The organism is Pseudomonas sp. GW821-FHT07E12 (genome assembly GCF_058986605.1).
Map to the genome: position 1 here is coordinate 11,312 of NZ_JBYSVX010000043.1, position 20,145 is coordinate 31,456.

A 20,145-nucleotide genomic window follows, 5' to 3' on the forward strand; every position below is an offset into this window, starting at 1 on the left:
GCGGCGCCGGCTCGTGGCGCCTTCCAATGTGCCGGGACGAACGAGACGCCGCGATCCCTACGTCCGGCTGCAGACGTGCAGCTCGATGCGCTGCTGGGTACGCGTGGTGCAGACCGGGAAGCCCTGTTCGAGCAGGCGCACGAAACCGTCGAGGTTGTCCCAGCGGAACTGCCCGCCGATCGGCAGCGCGCCGGTGCCGGCGTCGGTCACCACCAGCTGTTGGTGGTTGTAGCGGTTGAACTCGGCGGCGGCCTCGGCCAGCGGGGTGTTGCGGAAGGCGAGCAGGCCGCTGCGCCAGTCGAGGTAGCGCTCGGCCTCGGCGACGCTGAGGCGGCGTACCTGCACGCCGTGCGCATCGGCCTGCGCGACGCTGCCGGCCGGCAGCAGTGCCGCACCGGGCGTGGCCGGATCGTCCAGTCGCACCGTGCCCTCGGTGACCACCACGCGCACGCCATCGCCCTGATCGTCGCGACGCACCGCATAGCGGGTGCCGACCGCCACCGCCTGGCGGCTGCCGGCAGCGACCACGAACGGGCGGCTGCGGTCGTGTGCCACTTCGAAAAACGCCTCGCCGCGTTCCAGCGCGATGTGCCGTTCGCCGCGCGAGTAACTCACCGCGATCCGGCTATCACTGCTGAGTGTGGCGCGCGAGCCGTCATCCAGTTGCAGCGTGCGGGTTTGCCCGAGTGCGCTCTCGAATGACTGCGCCGGTATCGGCGCGGTGTACAGGCGCTGGCCGGTGATGCCGAGGGCAAGCACCGCGCAGGCCGCCAACGCGAATCCGATGCCGACGAAACGCCGCCGCCGTGGCCGCACGCCCGTACGCGCGGCGAAACGGGCGGCGAAACGGGCGGCGCGCAGATCGGGCACGGCCGCGACAGGCAGCGGATCGGGTGGTGCCAGCGCGCGCAGCCGCACGGTTTCTTCCCACGCCGATTGCAGTCGCAGCCAGGCAACGCGATGCGCCAGTGCCGCGTCCAGCCAGGCGTCGAGCGCGGCCTGATCGAGCGCGCTCCAGCTGTCCGCATCGTGCCGCGCCAGCCAGGCCGCGGCCTCCTGCTCAATCTGCCGATGGCTTGGCATGCGAACGTGCTCGTGCGGTGGCGTGCGGGCTGCCGGCCGGCTCGGCGGCGGTGCCGTGGAAACGGTCGGCGATCAGCCGCGTCGCACGCGCGATGTGTTTTTCCACGGTCTTCTCGCTGATACCCAGACGCATGGCGACCTCCTTCTGCGACAGTTCCTCGACCCGGCGCAGCCAGATCACCTCGCGGCAACGCTCCGGCAACGCCTCCAGCGCCTCGGCCAGCCGCCCCAGCAACTGGCGGCCGCCACACCAGCGTTCCGGCGAGGCCTCATCCACCAAGACGTTCAAGTCATCGAAATCACCCACCGGCTCGATCGACACCACCCGCGCGCGGCGGCGGCGATCGCTCATCAGATGGCGCGCGGTGGTGAACAGGAACGACTTGGGCGAGGTTGGCAGCGCGCGTGAGGCGGCCTCGTAGACGCGCACGTAGGTCTCCTGGCGCAGGTCGTGGACCTCGTCGCGCTGCGGCCAGCTGCGCAGCAGATAACGGGTCAGCGCGGCCTCGTGGACCAGCACCTGCTGCACGAACCAGTCGTCGAGGGGGGAGCGCATAGTGGTCACCATAGCCGATGATCGGGATCGCAACGGGGGAAATCGCTGCGTCGTTCGTCCTGTCATCCAGGGCCATCGCGGCCGTCCTTTCATCGATGGAGATCGAACATGAAGCTTCGTGTGGGCAAGATCGGCTGGCTGTGCGTGCTGTGGCTGCTGCCGTGGTTGGCGTTGGCGGCGGCTCCCGGTTACGAGCGCTATCTGGTCGGCGATCGCAAAGCGCCCACGCACGCCAAGACGGCTCCCGGTCTGCTGCTGATGGGGGGCGGCGACCGCAACCACGGTGCGCTGCGCTGGTTCTTCGACAAGGCCGGGCACGGCCACATCGTGGTGTTGCGCGCCTCGCTGGGTGGCGAGATCGGCGAGGAGTTCTATCGCGAGGTCGGCGGCGTCGCCTCGGTGGAGACGTTCGTCCTGCATGATCGTGAGCAGTCCTATGACAAGCAGCTGCTGCACGCGCTGGCCAATGCCGACGGCATCTTCATTGCCGGCGGCGACCAGTCGCGTTACGTGAGGTACTGGCGCGGCACGCCGGTGGCGAAAGCGCTGGACGCGCATGTGCGCGCCGGCAAGCCGCTGGGCGGTACCAGCGCCGGGCTGGCGATGCTGGGCGAGTACCTGTACGGCGCGATGGACGGCGGCAGCCTGAGCAGCGCCCGTGCGCTGGCCGATCCGCTCGGCGAGGCGACCACGATCGAGACCGGCTTCCTGCACCTGTCGTTGCTGAAGGGCGTGATTACCGACACCCACTTCCGCGAGCGCGATCGCCTGGGCCGGCTGTTCGCTTTCCTCGCCAAGGCCGAAACTGAAGCAGGTCATCCGCTACTCGGCCTCGGCGTGGACGAGAGCGCGGCGTTGGCGGTGGAGGGAGACGGCAGCGCCCGTGTGTATGCCACCGATCCGCAGGGTGGCGCGTGGCTGGTCAAGGGGGGATTGCCGCCGCAGCGCAGCGAGCAACCGCTGGAACTGTCAGCGACGCAGGTGTTGCGGATCGGAACCGGGTCGGTGCTGCACCTGCCGGACGGCCGTGTCGATGCGCCGCTGGCGGTTTCCAACTACGCCGCGCATGACGGCGTGCTGCGTCTCGTCGGCGGTACCAAGCTGGTGATCCATGGTGGCGCCGGCGTGACCCGTGGCGATCTGAACCCGCAGGAAGAAGCTGAAGCCCGCGCCGTGCTCGAACGCGCGTTGCGGGCTGGCAATACGGTGCTGGCGCAGGGCGGCACTGCGGTCGATGCGGTGGCCGCGACGATCACCGTGCTGGAGGACGCGCCGCAGTTCAACGCCGGCAAGGGTGCGGTGTTCACCCACGATGGCCGCAATGAACTGGACGCGGCGATCATGGACGGCGCCAGCGGCAAGGCCGGCGCGGTGGCCGGCGTGCATCGGGTCAAGAACCCGATCCAGCTCGCACGTGCGGTGATGGATAAATCCCAGCACGTGATGCTGGTCGGCGACGGCGCCGAAGTCTTCGCCAGACAGCAGGGCATCACCCTGGTCGATCCGTCCTATTTCCGTACCGAAAAACGCTGGCAGCAATTGCAGAAGGCGCTGAAGGAGGAGGCCTCCGGCCAGGCGCATGCCGATCTGGAAACCGCCAAGCATTTCGGCACCGTCGGTGTGGTGGCGCTGGACAAGCAGGGCCAACTCGCCGCCGGCACCTCCACCGGCGGCATGACCAACAAGCGCTACGGCCGGGTCGGCGACTCGCCGATCATCGGCGCCGGCACCTACGCCAACCCCCAATGCGCGGTGTCCGGCACCGGCTGGGGCGAGTTCTATATCCGCGCGGTGGCGGCCTACGACATCTGCGCACGGGTGAAGTACGCCGGCCAGTCGCTGGCACGCGCGGCCGACGAGGTGATCGACCGGCAGATTCCCAAGGCCGGCGGCGACGGCGGCGCGATCGCGATGGACTCGCAGGGCAACATCGCCTTCCCGTTCAATACCGACGGCATGTACCGCGGCTGGATCGACGGCGACGGGGAGCCGCACGTGGCGATCTTCAAGGGCGAGGAGCTATGAGTTAAGGCCGGGATTGGGGATTGGGGATGATCGGCCTTCGGCTGCTGTGAAGCGTTTCGGGGATTCGTAAAAGCGTGCCGCCCTTCCAATCCCCGATCCCGCCGCTGTTGTGGGAGGGACTTCAGTCCCGACAGGGCTTTACTGGTAAAGCCCTGTCGGGACTGAAGTCCCTCCCACAAATGAAGCCTCAACAACTACCGGATAGGTAATCGAGGTCAAGAGCTTTTACGATTCCCCATTCCCCATTCCCAGCTCTTCCGGCACATGCCGCCCAAAGCGAAACCGGGTAGCGTGCGCGCCTATCGCCGTCACCCCCTGATTCCCAGGAGTTTCATCCCATGTCGCGTACCGTCCTACTGGCCGCCGCCATCAGCCTGGCGCTGGCCGCCTGTTCCGGAAAAGAGTCCCCCGCCGTGCCCGAGAAGACCGCCACCGCCCAGCAGACCCCGGATGCCGCGCCGAACCCGCTGCTGACCGCCAGCACGCTGCCGTTCCAGGCGCCGCCGTTCGACAAGATCCAGGACAGCGACTACCTGCCGGCGTTCGAGCAGGGCATGACCGAGCACCTGGCCGAGGTCCGCAAGATCGCCGACAACCCCGCGCCGGCCGATTTCGCCAACACCATCGAGGCGCTGGAGCGCTCGGGCGAGACCCTGACCCGCGTCTCGCGCATCTTCTTCGGCCTGGTGCAGGCTGATACCAACGACGCCCGCCAGAAGATCCAGGAAGAGGTCGCGCCCAAGCTGGCCGCCCACCAGGACGAGATCAGCCTGGATCCCAAGCTGTTCGCGCGCATCAAGTCGATCTACGACCAGCGCGACACGCTGAGCCTGGATCCGGAGCAGAAGCGTCTGGTCGAGCGCGACTACCTGGAGTTCGTCCGCGCCGGTGCGCAGCTCTCCGACGTCGACAAGGACACCCTGCGCAAGCTCAACGTCGAAGAAACCACGCTCGCCACCCAGTTCCACACCAAGCTGGTCGCCGCGACCGCCGCCGGTGCGGTGGTGGTCGATGACAAGGCCAGGCTGGACGGCCTGAGCGATGGCGACATCGCCGCCGCCGCGCAGGACGCGCAGTCGCGCAAACTCGACGGCAAGTACGTGCTGTCGCTGCAGAACACCACCCAGCAGCCGGTGCTGGCCTCGCTGAAGGATCGCGACCTGCGCACGCAGGTGCTGCAGGCCTCCGAGACCCGCACCGAGAAGGGTGACGGCAACGACACCCGCCAGACCATCCAGCGCCTGGCCCAGCTGCGCGCGCAGAAGGCCAAGCTGCTCGGCTTCGACAGCTATGCCGCCTACAGCCTGGGCGACCAGATGGCCAAGGTGCCGGATGCAGCGCTGAAGCTGCTGACCGACACCGTGCCGGCCGCCACCGCCAAGGCGCGCAGCGAGATCGCCGAGATGCAGAAGGTGGTCGACGCGCAGAAGGGCGGCTTCAAGCTGACCGCGTCCGATTGGGACTTCTACGCCGAGCAGGTGCGCAAGGCCAAGTACGACCTGGACGAGTCGCAGATCAAGCCGTACTTCGAACTGGACAACGTGCTGAAGAACGGCGTCTTCTACGCCGCCACCCAGCTCTACGGCATCACCTTCAAGGAACGCACCGACATCCCGACCTACCACGCGGACATGAAGGTGTACGAGGTGTTCGACAAGGACGGCACCTCGCTGGCGCTGTTCTACACCGACTACTTCAAGCGTGACAGCAAGTCCGGTGGCGCCTGGATGGACGTGTTCGTCGAGCAGGACGGCCTCACCGGTGCCAAGCCGGTGGTCTACAACGTCTGCAACTTCACCAAGCCCGCCCCGGGCCAGCCGGCGCTGCTGAGCTTCGACGACGTCACCACGATGTTCCACGAGTTCGGCCACGCGCTGCACGGCATGTTCTCGAAGGTGAAGTACCCGTCGATCGCCGGCACCAGCACCTCGCGTGACTTCGTCGAGTTCCCCTCGCAGTTCAACGAGCACTGGGCGAGCGATCCGAAGGTATTCGCCAACTACGCCAAGCACTACCAGACCGGCGAAGCGATGCCGCAGGCGCTGGTCGACAAGATCCGCAAGGCACGCACCTTCAACCAGGGCTACGCGACCACCGAGTACCTGTCGGCCGCACTGCTCGACCTGGCCTGGCACACCCTGCCGGCCGACGCGCCGCTGCAGGACGTGGACAAGTTCGAAGCCGACGCGCTGAAGAAGTTCAAGGTCGACCTGGCCGAAGTCCCGCCGCGCTACCGCACCAGCTACTTCGACCACATCTGGGGCGGCGGCTATTCGGCCGGCTACTACGCCTACTTCTGGTCGGAAGTGCTCGACGACGACGCGTTCGAGTGGTTCAAGGAAAACGGCGGCCTGACCCGCGCCAACGGCGATACCTTCCGCGACAAGATCCTCTCGCGCGGCAATACCGTCGAGCTGGCCGACCTCTATCGCCAGTTCCGCGGCAAGGATCCGAGCGTGGAACCGCTGCTGGAAAACCGTGGCTTGAAGTAAGTCTGCTGAAAACTGTGTGCGGTCAGCCGTCGTCCCCGCGGAGGCGGGGACCCAGCGACTTCAGCTTCGCAAGTGAAGGCATAGCGCCCGCCAGTGCGGGCGCTGTGAAACAGACGGGATGGCGCTCAACGCCATCCCGTTTCTGTCTGCGCGGGTCATGACGATCGTCACTGGCCGCAGGCATGGGCCTGATCGATGCTGCGACGAACACCACGTCGGAGCCGGCCATGCACACATCCGAACAACCGAATCGCTGGCACAAGATCCGCCATTGGTTGCGCCGCGAGGCCTTGCCGCTGGCGGTGATGATCCTGCTGATGACCGCCGCGCGCTCCTCCTTCGCCAACCACTACTACGTGCCCAGCGGCTCGATGCAGCCGACGCTGCAGCCGGGCGATCGCGTGGCGGTGGACATGAGTGCGTATGGCCTGCGCCTGCCGTTCACCGAACGCGTCGTGATCGCGCGCGGCCGGCCGCAACGCGGCGACGTTGCCATATTCGATTCTCCGCACGACGGCACCCGCTTGATCAAGCGCGTGGTCGCCGTGGCTGGCGATCGCGTCGATGTGCGCGTAGGGCATCTGTACATCAATGGCGAGCCGCTGGCGGCTGATCAGAGCGGCTTGAGCGAGCGCTTCGGCGAGCGCACCGCGCAACTGGACCTGGACGACGGCGGTGGTCCGGACCTGACCGATGTGGTGGTGCCGCCGGGCAAGGTACTGGTGTTGGGTGACCATCGCGGCAACAGCTTCGACGGTCGCTTCTTCGGCTTCGTCGATGCCGATCGGATCTATGGTAAGGCGCTGGCGGTTTATTACCGCAGTGGTGAAGGATTGGAGTGGGCGCGGCTGTAAGGGCGCAGTCTGACGTGAGGTAGCCATCCTCCAGACCCGTCATCCCCGCTTTCGCGGGGATGACGATAGGAAGCACCGGAGGCCCGTGCCCATTGACACCCTCACCCCTGCGACCACACCGCCCACGCATAACCATCCGGATCGGCGAACTGAAAACGACGTCCGCCTGGGAAGTCGAACACCTCATGCGTGAGACGTCCACCTGCGCGCTCGACCGAAGTTTGGGTCGCGACAAGATCGTCTGAATACAGCACCACCAGCGGCCCGCCCGGCTGCGGCACGCCGTGGAAAAAGCCGCCGCTCAAACGGCCATCGCGGAACTCGCAGTAGTCCGGGCCGTAATCCTGAAAACTCCAGCCAAAGGCGTCACCGAAGAAACGCTTGGACTTGGCAATCGAGGCGACGGCGTATTCCAGATAGTCGATGCGATGGTGCGCGTCGGGGCGGGGCTGAGTCATGCGTGATGTCCGGTAGGATGACGCCACCAGTATCGTGATCTCACCACGTGCTGGCATGTGAAAAAAGCCGGTTGAACGCACGACGCCAATCACCGCTCCGACGGCCCACTCTCGTCATAGCTGCGCGGTGCAAACAGATCAGGCTGGATCAGCTCAATGAAAGCGCGCGCCTGCGGTGACAGGAACTTGCCCTTGCGCACCACCACACCGTAGCTGCGGGTCGGGAACCAGTCCTTCAGCGAGCGCATCGCCAGCTTGTCGCGGTCGGCCTCGGTCAGGCAGATCGCGGTGACGATCGAGATGCCCATGCCCATCGCCACGTACTGCTTGATCACCTCCCAGCCGCCGACTTCCAGCGCCACCGTGTACGGCACGCGGTTCTGCTGGAACACCAGATCCACCAATCGATAGGTGACCTGGCGCTTGGGCGGCAGGATCAGCGGATAGGGCGAGAGGTCCTGCAAAGTCAGGCGTGGCTTGCCGGCCAGCGGATGGTCGGGCGGCGTGATCAGCACCTGCTCGAAGCGGTACACCGGGGCGTAGCTGAGGTCGGCCGGCACGTCGAGCATCGAGCCGACCGCCAGATCGACCGCGTCCTCGCGCAGCAGCTCGGTGCCGTCGGCGCTGATCGCGTTGTGCAGGGTCAGGCGCACGTCCGGATGGCGCGCGCGGAAGTTCTCCACGATCTTCGGCAGCAGGTACAGGATCGTCGAGCTGTTGGCGGCGATGTTGAGTTCGCCGGCATCCAGGCCCTTCACCTTGTCGCGGAAGCTGGCCTCCAGCCCGTCCAAGCTTTCGACCAGCGGCTGCGCCATTTCGTACAGCAACTGGCCCTCGCGGGTGGGGGTCAGGCGGCGGCCGACCCGCTCGAACAGGACCACTCCCAGCTCACGCTCCAGCGCCTGCAATTGCAGCGTCACCGCCGGCTGGCTGACGAAAAGTGCCTCCGCCGCACGCGAAACCGAGCCCAGCCGCACCGTCTGGCAGAACGCCCGCAGCGGCTTGAGGCGGTCGGATTTGTAGGAAAAACGCGGACTTGCGTCGGTCTTGGTGGTCATGGCGTTATCAATATAAGCCAGTTTTATATAAATCATTGACAAAACTGTTTTGTCAAATACATCGCACGGCGAGATGGTGGCACCCCCGCAGCCAGCGCAGGAAACCACCATGTCCGCCACCGCTTCTTTGGCGAGTCCCCCGCAGGACCACCGCACATCCATATCGGCGGTCTCTTCCATCCGTCCCGAACCCATCGAGCGCGCGACCCCCGGCCTGACCCTGACCACCCAGGTCGTCGGCCAGTCCGAACTGCTTCCGGCCGCCGCCGTGGGGTTGCTGGTGTCGCTGCACCGGGCGATCGAGCCGGAACGGCAGGCCCGGTTGGCCGCGCGCCGTGAGCGGCAGGCGTTCTTCGACCGCGGCGGGTTGCCCGACTTCCGCAGCGACACCGCCGCGATCCGCGCCGGCGACTGGCGCGTCGCCCCACTGCCGGCCGCATTGCAGGACCGCCGCGTCGAGATCACCGGCCCGACCGACCCGAAGATGGTCATCAACGCGCTGAACTCCGGCGCCAAGGTGTTCATGGCCGATTTCGAGGACTCGACCTCGCCGACCTGGAAGAACCTGCTGGCCGGCCAGCGCGCGCTGATCGGCGCGGTGCGCGGCGACCTGAGTTTCGAAACGCCGACCAAGCACTACGCGCTGCGGCCGTTCGAGGAGCAGGCGGTGCTGATCGTGCGCCCGCGCGGCTGGCACCTGGACGAGAAGCACGTGCTGATCGATGGCCAGCCGATCGGTGGCGGCCTGTTCGACGCGGCGCTGTTCGCCTTCCACAACGCCCGCGCGCTGATGTCCAAGGATCGCGGCCCGTACTTCTACCTGCCCAAGCTGCAGTCGATGGAAGAGGCGGCGCTGTGGGAAAGCGCGCTGTCGCACATCGAGGCGATGCTGGGCCTGCCGCACGGGCAGATGAAGGTCACCGTGCTGATCGAGACGTTGCCGGCGGTGTTCGAGATGGACGAGATCCTGTACGTCCTGCGCGACCGCATCGTCGGCCTGAACTGCGGTCGTTGGGACTACATCTTTTCCTACCTCAAGACCTTCCGTCGCCATGCCGACCGCGTGCTGCCCGAGCGTGGCCAGGTGACGATGACCCAGCCGTTCCTGAAGGCCTATTCGGAACTGCTGATCAAGACCTGCCACCGTCGTGGCGCCCACGCGATGGGCGGCATGGCCGCGCAGATCCCGATCAACCACGACGAGGCCGCCAACGAGCAGGCGATGGCGCGGGTGCGCGCCGACAAGCTGCGCGAAGTGACCGCCGGCCACGATGGCACCTGGGTCGCGCATCCGGCGCTGATCCCGGTGGCGAAGGCGATCTTCGACGAGCACATGCCGACGCCGAACCAGCACCAGGTGCTGCGCAACGACGTGCAGGCCGATCGCGACATCCTGATCGCACCGAGCGTGGGCACGATCAGCCGCGCCGGCTTCGAAGGCAACGTCGAAGTCTGCGTGCGCTATCTGGCGGCGTGGCTGGACGGCAACGGCTGCGTGCCGATCCACAACCTGATGGAGGACGCCGCCACCGCCGAGATCAGCCGCTCGCAGCTCTGGCAGTGGCTGCATACGTCAGGTCAGCACCTGGACGACGGCACCGCGATCGACCTGCCGCTGCTGGCGACGACGCTGCACAGCTTGCCGACCCGCCTGGGCAGCCAGACCGGCCTGCCCGGCGCGACGCGGATCGGTGAAGCGATCGCGCTGCTGGATCGGCTGAGCCGTGCTGACGAGCTGGTCGATTTCCTGACGTTGCCGGCTTATCGGCTGATTGATTGATTTCATCCCGTCATTCCCGCGAAAGCGGGAATCCATGGACTTTGCTTTTTGCCCTCCAGGTTCCGACATCGACATCGACGTCCCTGGATTCCCGCTTTCGCGGGAATGACGAGCAAAAGAAGCGCAGCACCCCATCCAACGGAGTACACACATGACCACCAAGCTGCCCACCGCCACCGAGATCCAGCACGACTGGGACACCAACCCGCGCTGGACCGGCATCACCCGCAACTACAGCGCCGAGGACGTCGTGCGCCTGCGCGGCACCGTCCACGTCGAGCATTCGCTAGCGCGCCTGGGCGCCGAGAAGCTGTGGCGCTACCTGCATGAAAAGGACTTCGTCAACGCGCTCGGCGCGTTGACCGGCAACCAGGCGATGCAGCAGGTCAAGGCCGGCCTCAACGCGATCTATCTGTCCGGCTGGCAGGTCGCCGCCGACGCCAACCTGGCCGGGCAGATGTACCCCGACCAGTCGCTGTACCCGGCCGACTCGGTGCCGGCGGTGGTCAAGCGCATCAACAACACCCTGCTGCGTGCCGACCAATTGCACCACGCCGAGGGCAAGGACGAGATCGACTTCCTGCAGCCGATCGTCGCCGATGCCGAGGCCGGTTTCGGCGGCGTGCTCAACGCCTTCGAACTGATGAAGGCGATGATCGAAGCCGGCGCCGCCGGCGTGCATTTCGAAGACCAGCTGGCCTCGGTCAAGAAGTGCGGCCACATGGGCGGCAAGGTGCTGGTGCCGACCCGCGAGGCGATCGAGAAACTCAACGCCGCGCGCCTGGCCGCCGACGTCATGAACGTGCCGACGATCCTGGTCGCCCGCACCGACGCCGAGGCCGCCGATCTGGTGACCTCCGACATCGACGCCAACGACCGCTCGCATACCACCGGCGAGCGTACCGTCGAAGGCTTCTACCGCACCCGCAACGGCCTGGACCAGGCGATCAGCCGCGGCCTGGCCTACGCGCCCTACGCCGACCTGATCTGGTGCGAGACCGGCAAGCCGGACCTGGCGTTCGCGCGCAAGTTCGCCGAGGCCATCCACGCCAAGTTCCCGGGCAAGCTGCTGGCCTACAACTGCTCGCCGAGCTTCAACTGGAAGAAGAACCTGGACGACGCCACCATCGCCAAGTTCCAGAAGGAGATCGCCTCCTACGGCTACAAGTTCCAGTTCATCACCCTGGCCGGCTTCCACAGCCTGAACTACTCGATGTTCAACCTGGCCCACGGCTATGCCCGCCGCCAGATGAGCGCCTTCGTCGAGCTGCAGGAGGCCGAGTTCGCCGCCGCCGACAAGGGCTTCACCGCAGTCAAGCACCAGCGCGAGGTCGGCACCGGCTACTTCGACGCCGTTACCCAGGCGATCCAGCAGGGCCAGTCCTCGACCACCGCGCTGAAAGGCTCGACCGAGGAAGAGCAGTTCCACGGAGACAAGGCCGCCTGAGCCGAAGTTGCTTCGCCCAATCCTTCTCCCGCCTGCGGGCCGGGGCGCGGAGCGAGGTGCCCCCAGGGGGCGGATGAGGGAGGGGTACGGGCGAAGCCTCGTGCAGTTGAAACATCGCAGGGCTTCGCCCCGTGCCCTCACCCCAACCCCTCTCCCGCACGCGGGAGAGGGGCTTTGATTGCTGACACTCGGCGCTGATCAGGCCCCGGCAAGCCTCATTCGATCTTGATACGCCCGGACCCATTTGCCGAACCTCTAAGACTTTAATGAGAGGAGGACCCCGTTTCTGTTCCATCGCCGGCGCTACGATCGTCGAGAATCCACCACGGCAATGAGTCTCATTTAATTCTGAGATTAAATGTGACGCCCGGGTGGACAGGGGTTTCAACTGCTATGATCAAGGACTGACTGGCAGTCTTCGCCAGCCGCGGGATGACGGGGATGACGTGCGATAGCGCGGTGCCGGGGTCGGCTGACCTTACCGGCCATATTGTCGACAAGCTGCCGAATGCCTTGCATGCGGTGTTGACCGCTGACGAATTGGCGTTGTTCGCCAGGTTCGGACGTGAGTGTGAGTTTCGCGCGGGCGACGTCATCTTTCGTCGTGGCGAGATCCAGACCCAGATGTATGTGTGCCTGCAAGGCGAGATCGACCTCGACTTCGGCGAAGACCTGATCGTCAAACACCTCAGCTCCGGGGAGTTCTTCGGCGAGCTGGGCCTGCTGATCGGCAACCACGCCCGCAGCGCCGATGCCGTGGCCGCGACCGCCTCGCGCCTGATCGAACTGGATCATCGCGATTTCCAGCGGCTGGTCGATTTCGATCCGGCGCTGATCGCGCACTTTCTCCGCCGCACGATCCTGCGCGTGGTCAACAACGAACAGCTGCTGATCCGTCAGTTGCGACGTCGCAACCACGACCTGGAGCAGGCGCTGGACAGCCTGCACGCGACCTCGCACCAGCTCAACCAGACCGAAGAGCTGGTGCGCACCGACGAACTGACCGGCCTGCACAACCGCCGCGGCCTGGCCCTGCACCTGCAGGAATGCCGCCGCAGTGGCCGCCAACCCGGTTTCGGCCTGCTGCTGGTCGACTGCGACCGCTTCAAGCACGTCAACGACGAGTACGGCCACATCACCGGCGATCGCGTGCTGCAGAACATCGCGCAGGTGCTGCGCTCGGTGATGCACGAGAACGACCTGGCCTGCCGCCTCGGCGGCGACGAGTTCTGCGTGTTCGTCAACGTCGATGATGCACAGCAGCTTCGCCAGATCGGCGAGCGCGTGGTCGCGCGCGTGCATGCCGAGCTGGAGCGTACCGGCGAGATACCGCACATCTGCTCGGTCAGCATCGGCATCAGCCTGCTCGACGGCGCCGGTGGCTGGAACGAATGGTATGCGCGCGCCGACAACGCGCTCTACGAAGCCAAGCGCCTGGGCGGAAATCGCCTGCATGGCGTGGAAAGCGTGCCGGTCGCGGCCAGCTGACGTGTAGCGCCTGGGGACTCGGCCATGAACGATGCTCACCAACCCCAGCTCGAAGCCCCCCGGTTGCGCACCCTGCTGCTGACCGACCTGTGCGATTCCACCGAGCTGGTGGAGAAACTCGGCGATAGCCTCGCCGCCGAACTGTTCCGCGAACACGACCACATGGTGCTGATCCTGCAGCGCGAATGGCGGGCGCGACTGATCGACCGCTCCGACGGTCTGCTGCTGCTGTTCGAACGCCCGATCGACGGCCTGGGCTTCGCACTCGACTATGCGCGCGGCCTGCAGGAACTGGGCAAGACGCGCAAGCTCAAGCTGCAGGCGCGCGCCGGCCTGCACGTCGGCGAAGTGCTGACCTGGCGCAACAGCGACGAGGCCGTCAGCATCGGCGCCAAGCCGTTGGAAGTGGAAGGCCTGGCCAAGCCGATGGCCGCCCGACTGATGACCCTGGCCCGCCCCGGTCAGATCCTGCTCTCGGCCGTAGCCGAATCGCTGACCCACCGCGCCTCCCGCGAACTGGGCGAACGCGGCGATCGCCTGCTATGGAAATCGCACGGCCGCTGGCGTTTCAAAGGCGTGCCGACCGCACAGGAAATCTACGAAGTAGGCGAGGCCGGCCTCACGCCGCTACGCTCGCCCAGAAGCTCGGCGAAGGCTTGGCGCGACCTGCCGCTGTGGCGCCGACCTGCGGCGTTGGTAGCCGAAGTGGTGCTGGCAGCTGTCATCGGTATCGGGGTCTGGATTGCGATGCGACCGGAACCGGCGATCGCTTTCGCCGAGCGGGATTGGGTGGTAGTAGGAGATGTGCGCAATCTAACCGGCAACTCGTTACTGGATGACTCGTTACAACAAGCCTTTCGGATCAGTTTGGAGCAATCGCGATATGTGAATGTACTGGGCGATCTAAAAGCAAGGCAGTTGCTTGCTTTGATGCAAAGAAGCCCCAGCGAAGGACTCAATCGCGAAAATGCCATGGAGGTCGCGCAGCGAGAAGGTATTCGCTTTGTTTTTCTACCATCGGTTACCGAGGTTGGCGGCAAAGTTCGTGTCAGCGTAGAAGTCGTGGAGCCGAGCAGCGGGAACACAGTTTTTGCAACTCATCATGATGGTCGAGGTCTTGATTCGGTATTGCCTTCAGTAGACGAGGTTGTACGGTCGCTAAGGCTTGGGTTCGGCGAACCTCTAGCTTCCGCCTCACAAATGAGCTCTCCGCTGCCGCAAGTAGCAACGGCCAGTTTGGACGCCTTAAAGGCCTATGCATTGGGCGAGGCTTCCTACGCAAAAGGTGAATTGTCCTCAAGTCTTCGTTATTTCAAACAAGCCTTGGAATTGGATCCTAGCTTTGCGCTTGCACACGCCGGAATGATGCGAGTGCATATAAGACATGCAGACAATACAAATGCGAATCTGGAACTTGAACAAGCGCTGATGCTTTCTTCTCGCCTGCCAAAGCGAGATTTGCTTTATCTCCGGGCTTGGAAGGCGCAAGTCATGGACTTGCAGTTAGGCGAAGCGGCGCAGCGCTGGAAGACACTGGCGGAACTGTACCCGGACTTTTATCCAGCTTCGGCCAATTACGGTTGGTTAGCACTGGTAGCCGGTGACTACGCTGAGGCAGAACGGTATTCAATGGCTGCGGTATCTGCAAAGAACCCTCTCAACGGGCTTGCACTGGATCAGCTTGCGCGTGCGCAGCTGGGCCAGGGGAAATTTTCTGTATCTATACAAAATTTCCGTAAAGCCGATGCCGAGATGGGAATTTCATCCACGCTCGGGCTAGCATCGGCGGTTGCAGCAAGTGGCCAATTGAAGGAAGCCAATGAGATCGTCGAGCGTAGCATCAGCGTTAAAACTGCAAGTGCAGCGGTGGCGCGAGCTGGTTTAGCTATGCATGGCGACAATTGGAGAAAAGCTGCAGAAATCGCCAGGGAATATGCGGATTCGGTGAGTGAAGACTCCAATCTTATAAATCAAGATTTCCGAATTATTGAAATATCTTCCGAGATAAAAGGAGAGGATCGGGAAGTGGTTCGCCGGAGGCTTTATGATTATTTGCATGAAGTGGAGACTAAGGTGATGGCTCGGAATACCCCAGACTGGATTGAATACCGAGTCTTCGCACTTTACGCTGTTTATTTGCTGCAGCGCCTTGGAGATTCTCAGGTAGCATCTGAATATCTTCCAGCATTACGACCTTCATCGAACGAAGGAGGCTCTGATATTGCTCTACAACTCGCCACTATCATTGAGGCTAGTCAGCAACGGTTACTTGGCAAGCCCAAGACGGCTATTCAAATGCTCAGTGGACCAGGTGCACCAAGGATTTTCCAAGCACGCGTAGCTCTCCGCGATGCCTTGGCCGCCGCAGGTGACATTAATGGAGTGGAAAAACAGAACGAACTTCTTAAGGAGAAAATAGGCCAAGCTTATGCTGAGGTGGCCGGCAGTTACGTGTTTCAAGTACTGAATGTTTCGGATGCATCTTCTGCCGGCGCCCCCAAAAAAAAAGAAATATATGATTAATCGGTAGCGCGAAGATAATTCTGAACCTGCCCAGCTTCAAAGCAATGGGGGTTCTGGAAGGCGGCAGCCGAAATCAGAAATTCCGCAAGCGCCTCCTTTGCTGCGCTGATCTCTTCCTTTGATGCAAGCGTCGTGGTGACTAGGCATGCCCCTGTGCCAGAAACCGGAAAGCCCTGCGTGCGCATGGCCTCGGCGGGATCTTCCTGGAAGGCATTGCGGAAGTCATCATTGTCGGCAAGAAGGTCCAGCAATCTCAGCGCTTGAGCTAAGTCGAGCGGGACATTGTCGTTGGTGGGCTGGGTCATAGATTCCCCTGATTGATTGGAATGAATATTGCATTGCTTAAAGCGGTCGCTACATTGAACGACGCCTTCAGAGCATAACTCACTGTTTGTTCCAAGTGATTGCAACGATATGGTTGGTCAAGTCAGGCAGACTAAGCAAACGCCTTCGTTCTTGAGGCATGATGAGGATGAATCGGGTTAAATTCCATCGTCCTCTAAGCTTCAGGAAGGTGGTGGTATGTCTTGATGCTTGTATGTGCATAGGTCTGGCAGTCTACTTGTACAAAATAATGAATCATCCAGCCCATCACCCCCAGGTCTTTATGCACCCACAAACAAGTGCCTTGATTCGCCGTTGCGAAGTACTTTTTATGGAGCCGCTTGAGACGCTCGACTTTGACTTTGAAAGTTTACTGGTTGGCGGCGATGGATTGCGTCGGACCTTGATGTGGCGAGCTTTGGCACCGCATCTTGATGAGCCAATTGAAGTCGATGCGGCGCAACGAGAGGTATTAGGTCAGGTCAGTCCGTCACGTTGGATGGCATTCGAAGAGCTTGATGCTGACCGTGTCACTGTTGATACGTTACTCGCCAGTGGTTTATTGGTAACGACTGAGCAAGGCATCCTTGATGTTCATCGCGAGCGTGACGGGCGTCTACGCTCGGCCTACTGGCATCCGGTAGGGGCTGTGCTGCATGCCTTCACCCGCTGGGACGAAGTCGATGCGGTGAAGAACATGAAGGACTCTGGTACCGAGACCGCGCTGGAGATGCGTCAGGTGCTCGGTGTGCCCCCGGCTGAAGCCAAGCGTCTTGTGTCGGAAGACGAGGCGCTGATCCGCCTGCCGGAAGTGCCACACAACGACTTCGACGATCTCATGCATCGCCGTGTCACCTGCCGCAACTTCGATGTGTCGCGCCCGGTGCCGCTGGCCACGTTCTCCAAGATTATCGAGCGTGCCTTGGCCGCGCAGACGAAGGTCGAGGTGACTGAGGACATGGTGTTCCTGAAGAAGAACGTGCCCTCCGGTGGTGGCCTGCATCCGATGGAGGCCTATCTGATCGTGCAGAACGTCGAAGGGTTGGCGCCTGGTCTGTATCACTATCGCGCCGATGTTCATGCACTGGAAGCGCTACCGGCTCCGGAAGGCGAGTTGAGCGAGTTCGTGATGAACGCTGTCGCGCAACAGCACTGGTTCCGCGATGCCCACGTTCTGATCGTGTTGGCACCGCGCTTTGACCGCACGTTCTGGAAGTACCGTCAGCACGCCAAGGGCTATCGTGTGGTTACGTTGGAGGCCGGACATATCTCGCAGACGCTCTATCTGTCGGCCACCGATCTGGGATTGGGTGCCTTTATCACCGGTGCCATCAACGAGAAGCACCTGGAGCGTGCGTTTGGGCTGGATTCTGTCACTCAGGGAGCACTGGCAGTCTGTGGTTTTGGCTGGCGCGCCAACGTGATGACCACCGCCGAACTGGATCCTGCCAGTAAGATCTGGGCCTGAGGAATCAGGCCCAGATCACGCGGATTCAAGCTGCCCAATCCCTGTCGGCGCTGACATCCGATTGCAAGTAGCGTTCGGTGACGTTGTTCGCATCGAGTGCCGGAACGCTGTAGTTTGTCCCCCGCGTCAACATCCTACGAATATCTTCACGCGCTGCCATGATTGAAGCCTTATCGGCGAGGGTCACATTGCAGTAACAACGCTTGAGAAAGGCATCCAGCTCCGCCACATCGGCCACGTGTCCGACCTCGTGCAATGCGGCGGCAGTGTCGCTCGCGAAGCGCTCGCGAAAAGCATCATCTGTTGCGAGTCGATCGATCAGTCGCGTGGCGACAAGGGGTTCGATCTTCAGTGTAGGCATGGCTGACTGCTCCTGTTGTACTGGCGATGGAAGAATCAGGGCGCCCATCCCCATGCCGGAGTCGTGGCTATGGCCAACGGGCTTAGGCATGAGCGCGTCGTTACCGCAGCGCTGAGATAGCACGCACATCCAGGCAAGGCAATGTGGAAGCTCCTGAGCGGGGTTTCTCCTGCCCTCATTCCGTTTCAAACTCCACCAGCACCGCCCCCTCACTCACCAGCTCGCCTTCAACCACGCGATAAGCCTTGAGTACGCCATCAGCCGGCGCATTGAGGCTGTGCTCCATCTTCATCGCTTCCAGCACCACCAGCGGCTGGCCGCGGGTGACGTGGGTGCCTGGTATGACGGGCAAGGCGATCACGCGGCCGGGCATCGGTGCGCCGAGGCCGCCTTGCTCGACCGGTGGCTGGTCGGCTTCGGCGATGGCGTCGTGGATAAGGAATGGATGACCGTCATCCTGCCCGAACAGCTGCAGACGTGAACCGTCGCGCCAGGCCCGTAGTGACCATTGGCGACCAGCGAGGTTGATTCGCAGCAGTTCGCCGTCGCCCTGTGCGTGGGCATGGTCGTGACGTTCGCCCAATGTGACATCCCAGCCGTCGCCCTGTCGCTGTAGCCCGACTTCGCGCCGTTGTTCCCTGTGTTCCAGTTCGATCCGTTGCCGTGTCGGTGCGCCCAGGCGCCAGTCATTGGATTGCGCCCAGGGCGAATGCGGGTCGGCGGGTTCTGCTGTGGCGGCTGGACGCAGCGCCTGGGTGGCGAGTGCGGCGAGTAACCAGGCGGTGTCATCCAGTACGGCATTGTCGGGAAACAACGAGGCGTGCTCGCGCTCGATCAGTGCGGTGTCCAGTTTTGCTTTTGCGAAGGACTCGGTGGCCGTCAACCGCGCCAGGAATGCAACATTGGTGGTCACGCCGCCGATCTCGCATTGCGCCAGCGCACTGCGCATCCGCCGCAGCGCCGCATCGCGATCCACATCCCATACGATCAGCTTGGCGATCATCGGGTCGTAGTACGGGGTGATCGCATCGCCTTGCTCGACGCCGGTGTCCACGCGTACGTGCGGACCGGGCTCGGGCAGGCGCAGGTGGCGCAGGCTGCCGGTGGAAGGCAGGAATCCGCGATCGGCATCCTCGGCATACAGGCGGGCTTCGATCGCGTGGCCGTGGATCGTCAGTTGATCCTGCTGCAGGGGCAGCGGCGCGCCGGCCGCGACGCGCAGTTGCCATTCGACCAGATCGGTGCCGGTGATCATTTCGGTCACCGGGTGCTCGACCTGCAGCCGGGTGTTCATTTCCATGAAATAGAACGTGCCATCCGGCGCGGCGATGAACTCCACGGTGCCGGCGCCGACATAACCAACCGCGCGTGCGGCGTCGATGGCGGCGGTGCCCATCGCGGCGCGCCGTTCGGGTGTCATGCCGGGGGCGGGGGCTTCCTCCAGTACCTTCTGGTGACGGCGCTGTACCGAGCAATCGCGCTCGAACAGATGGATCACGTTGCCGTGCGTGTCGCCGAACACCTGCATCTCGATGTGGCGTGGACGTTCGACATACTTTTCGACCAGCACATGGGCATTGCCGAAGGCGTTCTGTGCTTCGCGCTGGCAGCTGGCGAGTGCGGCGATGAAGTCCCCGCTCGACTCGACCTTGCGCATGCCCTTGCCGCCGCCACCGGCACTGGCCTTGATCAGCACCGGGTAGCCGATGGCATCGGCCTGCTCGCGCAGGAACTCGGCATCCTGACGCTCGCCGTGATACCCCGGCGTCAGTGGCACGCCAGCGCGCTGCATCAGTGCTTTGGCGGCGCTCTTGTCGCCCATCGCACGGATCGCCTGTGGTGGCGGGCCGATGAAGATGACGCCGGCCGCTGCGCAAGCCTCGGCGAAATCAGCGTTTTCCGAGAGAAAGCCGTAGCCGGGATGGATCGCCTGCGCGCCGGTGGCATGCGCGGCAGCGAGGATGGTATCGCCGCGCAAATAGCTTTCTGCGGCGGGCGCGGGGCCGATATGGATGGCTTCGTCGGCCAGTCGCACGTGGCGCGCGTCGCGGTCGGCGTCGGAGTACACCGCGACGGTGGCGATGCCCAGGCGTCGGCAGGTGGTGATCACGCGGCAGGCGATCTCGCCGCGGTTGGCGATCAGGATTTTGTTGAAGAGATGGGTTGCCATGGAATCCACCAGTTGCAGCGAGGTGTAGGAGCGGCGCCAGCCGCGATGGGTTTTACCG

At 63.7% G+C, this 20,145-nt stretch carries 15 protein-coding genes; 8 read left to right on the forward strand and 7 right to left on the reverse strand.

Annotated features, from left to right (window positions below; translation table 11 throughout):
• Positions 1-57 precede the first annotated feature (57 nt).
• Positions 58-1,083 carry a FecR family protein gene (locus tag AC3WJE_RS18610; RefSeq protein WP_493732317.1) on the reverse strand — a complete coding sequence of 342 codons (1,026 nt, stop codon included), beginning with the start codon at positions 1,081-1,083 and terminating at the stop codon, positions 58-60.
• A complete protein-coding gene (locus tag AC3WJE_RS18615) occupies positions 1,061-1,639 on the reverse strand; it encodes an RNA polymerase sigma factor (protein WP_493732318.1) in 579 nt (192 codons plus the stop codon). Before AC3WJE_RS18615 ends, AC3WJE_RS18610 begins: the two co-directional genes overlap by 23 nt.
• A gap of 108 nt (positions 1,640-1,747) precedes the next feature.
• Between AC3WJE_RS18615 and AC3WJE_RS18620 the strand changes: the two genes are divergently transcribed.
• From AC3WJE_RS18620 to lepB, 3 genes are all read left to right on the forward strand, one after another.
• Complete coding sequence (locus tag AC3WJE_RS18620; RefSeq protein WP_493732319.1) at positions 1,748-3,664, forward strand: isoaspartyl peptidase/L-asparaginase; 1,917 nt, start codon at positions 1,748-1,750, stop codon at positions 3,662-3,664.
• Between the two features lie 338 nt (positions 3,665-4,002).
• Positions 4,003-6,156, forward strand: a complete 2,154-nt coding sequence (gene dcp, locus AC3WJE_RS18625) for a peptidyl-dipeptidase Dcp (protein WP_493732320.1) — start codon at positions 4,003-4,005, stop codon at positions 6,154-6,156.
• 227 nt (positions 6,157-6,383) lie between these two features.
• The gene (lepB, locus tag AC3WJE_RS18630; RefSeq protein WP_493732321.1) at positions 6,384-7,010 is read left to right on the forward strand and encodes a signal peptidase I; all 627 of its coding nucleotides are present in this window, start codon (positions 6,384-6,386) and stop codon (positions 7,008-7,010) included.
• 101 nt (positions 7,011-7,111) lie between these two features.
• On the opposite strand, the gene AC3WJE_RS18635 is transcribed toward lepB, so the two are convergent.
• Positions 7,112-7,468: a VOC family protein gene (locus AC3WJE_RS18635; protein WP_493732322.1), complete on the reverse strand. Its 357-nt coding sequence runs from the start codon at positions 7,466-7,468 to the stop codon at positions 7,112-7,114.
• An 89-nt stretch (positions 7,469-7,557) separates the two neighbouring features.
• Positions 7,558-8,526, reverse strand: a complete 969-nt coding sequence (locus AC3WJE_RS18640; protein WP_493732323.1) for a LysR family transcriptional regulator — start codon at positions 8,524-8,526, stop codon at positions 7,558-7,560.
• 109 nt (positions 8,527-8,635) lie between these two features.
• Here AC3WJE_RS18640 and aceB point away from each other — a divergent pair, with 109 nt between their 5' ends.
• From aceB to AC3WJE_RS18660, 4 genes are all read left to right on the forward strand, one after another.
• A complete protein-coding gene (gene aceB, locus AC3WJE_RS18645; protein ID WP_493732324.1) occupies positions 8,636-10,306 on the forward strand; it encodes a malate synthase A in 1,671 nt (556 codons plus the stop codon).
• A gap of 151 nt (positions 10,307-10,457) precedes the next feature.
• A complete protein-coding gene (aceA, locus tag AC3WJE_RS18650) occupies positions 10,458-11,753 on the forward strand; it encodes an isocitrate lyase (RefSeq protein WP_493732325.1) in 1,296 nt (431 codons plus the stop codon).
• Between the two features lie 441 nt (positions 11,754-12,194).
• The gene (locus tag AC3WJE_RS18655; RefSeq protein ID WP_493732326.1) at positions 12,195-13,241 is read left to right on the forward strand and encodes a GGDEF domain-containing protein; all 1,047 of its coding nucleotides are present in this window, start codon (positions 12,195-12,197) and stop codon (positions 13,239-13,241) included.
• Between the two features lie 24 nt (positions 13,242-13,265).
• Positions 13,266-15,764: a putative peptide modification system cyclase gene (locus AC3WJE_RS18660; protein ID WP_493732327.1), complete on the forward strand. Its 2,499-nt coding sequence runs from the start codon at positions 13,266-13,268 to the stop codon at positions 15,762-15,764.
• On the opposite strand, the gene AC3WJE_RS18665 is transcribed toward AC3WJE_RS18660, so the two are convergent.
• Positions 15,761-16,069: an NHLP-related RiPP peptide gene (locus AC3WJE_RS18665; RefSeq protein ID WP_493732328.1), complete on the reverse strand. Its 309-nt coding sequence runs from the start codon at positions 16,067-16,069 to the stop codon at positions 15,761-15,763. The genes AC3WJE_RS18660 and AC3WJE_RS18665 overlap by 4 nt on opposite strands.
• 302 nt (positions 16,070-16,371) lie before the next feature.
• On the opposite strand from AC3WJE_RS18665, the gene AC3WJE_RS18670 reads away from it, so the two are divergent.
• Positions 16,372-17,556, forward strand: coding sequence for a putative peptide maturation dehydrogenase (locus AC3WJE_RS18670; protein WP_493732341.1), 1,185 nt, complete (start codon positions 16,372-16,374; stop codon positions 17,554-17,556).
• A gap of 25 nt (positions 17,557-17,581) precedes the next feature.
• On the opposite strand, the gene AC3WJE_RS18675 is transcribed toward AC3WJE_RS18670, so the two are convergent.
• Together AC3WJE_RS18675 and AC3WJE_RS18680 are read right to left on the reverse strand one after the other, a co-directional pair.
• On the reverse strand, positions 17,582-17,917 hold the full coding sequence (locus tag AC3WJE_RS18675; RefSeq protein WP_493732329.1) for an NHLP-related RiPP peptide: 336 nt from the start codon (positions 17,915-17,917) through the stop codon (positions 17,582-17,584).
• Between the two features lie 175 nt (positions 17,918-18,092).
• Positions 18,093-20,087: an acetyl/propionyl/methylcrotonyl-CoA carboxylase subunit alpha gene (locus AC3WJE_RS18680; protein ID WP_493732330.1), complete on the reverse strand. Its 1,995-nt coding sequence runs from the start codon at positions 20,085-20,087 to the stop codon at positions 18,093-18,095.
• Positions 20,088-20,145 lie beyond the last annotated feature (58 nt).

Coding starts and splice junctions, on each gene's coding strand:
- aceA (WP_493732325.1), top strand. CDS start 10,458: ATGACCACCAAGCTGCCCACCGCCACCGAGATCCAGCACGACTGGGAC.
- AC3WJE_RS18655 (WP_493732326.1), top strand. CDS start 12,195: ATGACGTGCGATAGCGCGGTGCCGGGGTCGGCTGACCTTACCGGCCAT.
- AC3WJE_RS18665 (WP_493732328.1), bottom strand. CDS start 16,069: ATGACCCAGCCCACCAACGACAATGTCCCGCTCGACTTAGCTCAAGCG.
- AC3WJE_RS18675 (WP_493732329.1), bottom strand. CDS start 17,917: ATGCCTACACTGAAGATCGAACCCCTTGTCGCCACGCGACTGATCGAT.
- AC3WJE_RS18610 (WP_493732317.1), bottom strand. CDS start 1,083: ATGCCAAGCCATCGGCAGATTGAGCAGGAGGCCGCGGCCTGGCTGGCG.
- AC3WJE_RS18670 (WP_493732341.1), top strand. CDS start 16,372: ATGCACCCACAAACAAGTGCCTTGATTCGCCGTTGCGAAGTACTTTTT.
- aceB (WP_493732324.1), top strand. CDS start 8,636: ATGTCCGCCACCGCTTCTTTGGCGAGTCCCCCGCAGGACCACCGCACA.
- AC3WJE_RS18640 (WP_493732323.1), bottom strand. CDS start 8,526: ATGACCACCAAGACCGACGCAAGTCCGCGTTTTTCCTACAAATCCGAC.
- AC3WJE_RS18680 (WP_493732330.1), bottom strand. CDS start 20,087: ATGGCAACCCATCTCTTCAACAAAATCCTGATCGCCAACCGCGGCGAG.
- AC3WJE_RS18660 (WP_493732327.1), top strand. CDS start 13,266: ATGAACGATGCTCACCAACCCCAGCTCGAAGCCCCCCGGTTGCGCACC.
- AC3WJE_RS18620 (WP_493732319.1), top strand. CDS start 1,748: ATGAAGCTTCGTGTGGGCAAGATCGGCTGGCTGTGCGTGCTGTGGCTG.
- AC3WJE_RS18635 (WP_493732322.1), bottom strand. CDS start 7,468: ATGACTCAGCCCCGCCCCGACGCGCACCATCGCATCGACTATCTGGAA.
- lepB (WP_493732321.1), top strand. CDS start 6,384: ATGCACACATCCGAACAACCGAATCGCTGGCACAAGATCCGCCATTGG.
- AC3WJE_RS18615 (WP_493732318.1), bottom strand. CDS start 1,639: ATGCGCTCCCCCCTCGACGACTGGTTCGTGCAGCAGGTGCTGGTCCAC.
- dcp (WP_493732320.1), top strand. CDS start 4,003: ATGTCGCGTACCGTCCTACTGGCCGCCGCCATCAGCCTGGCGCTGGCC.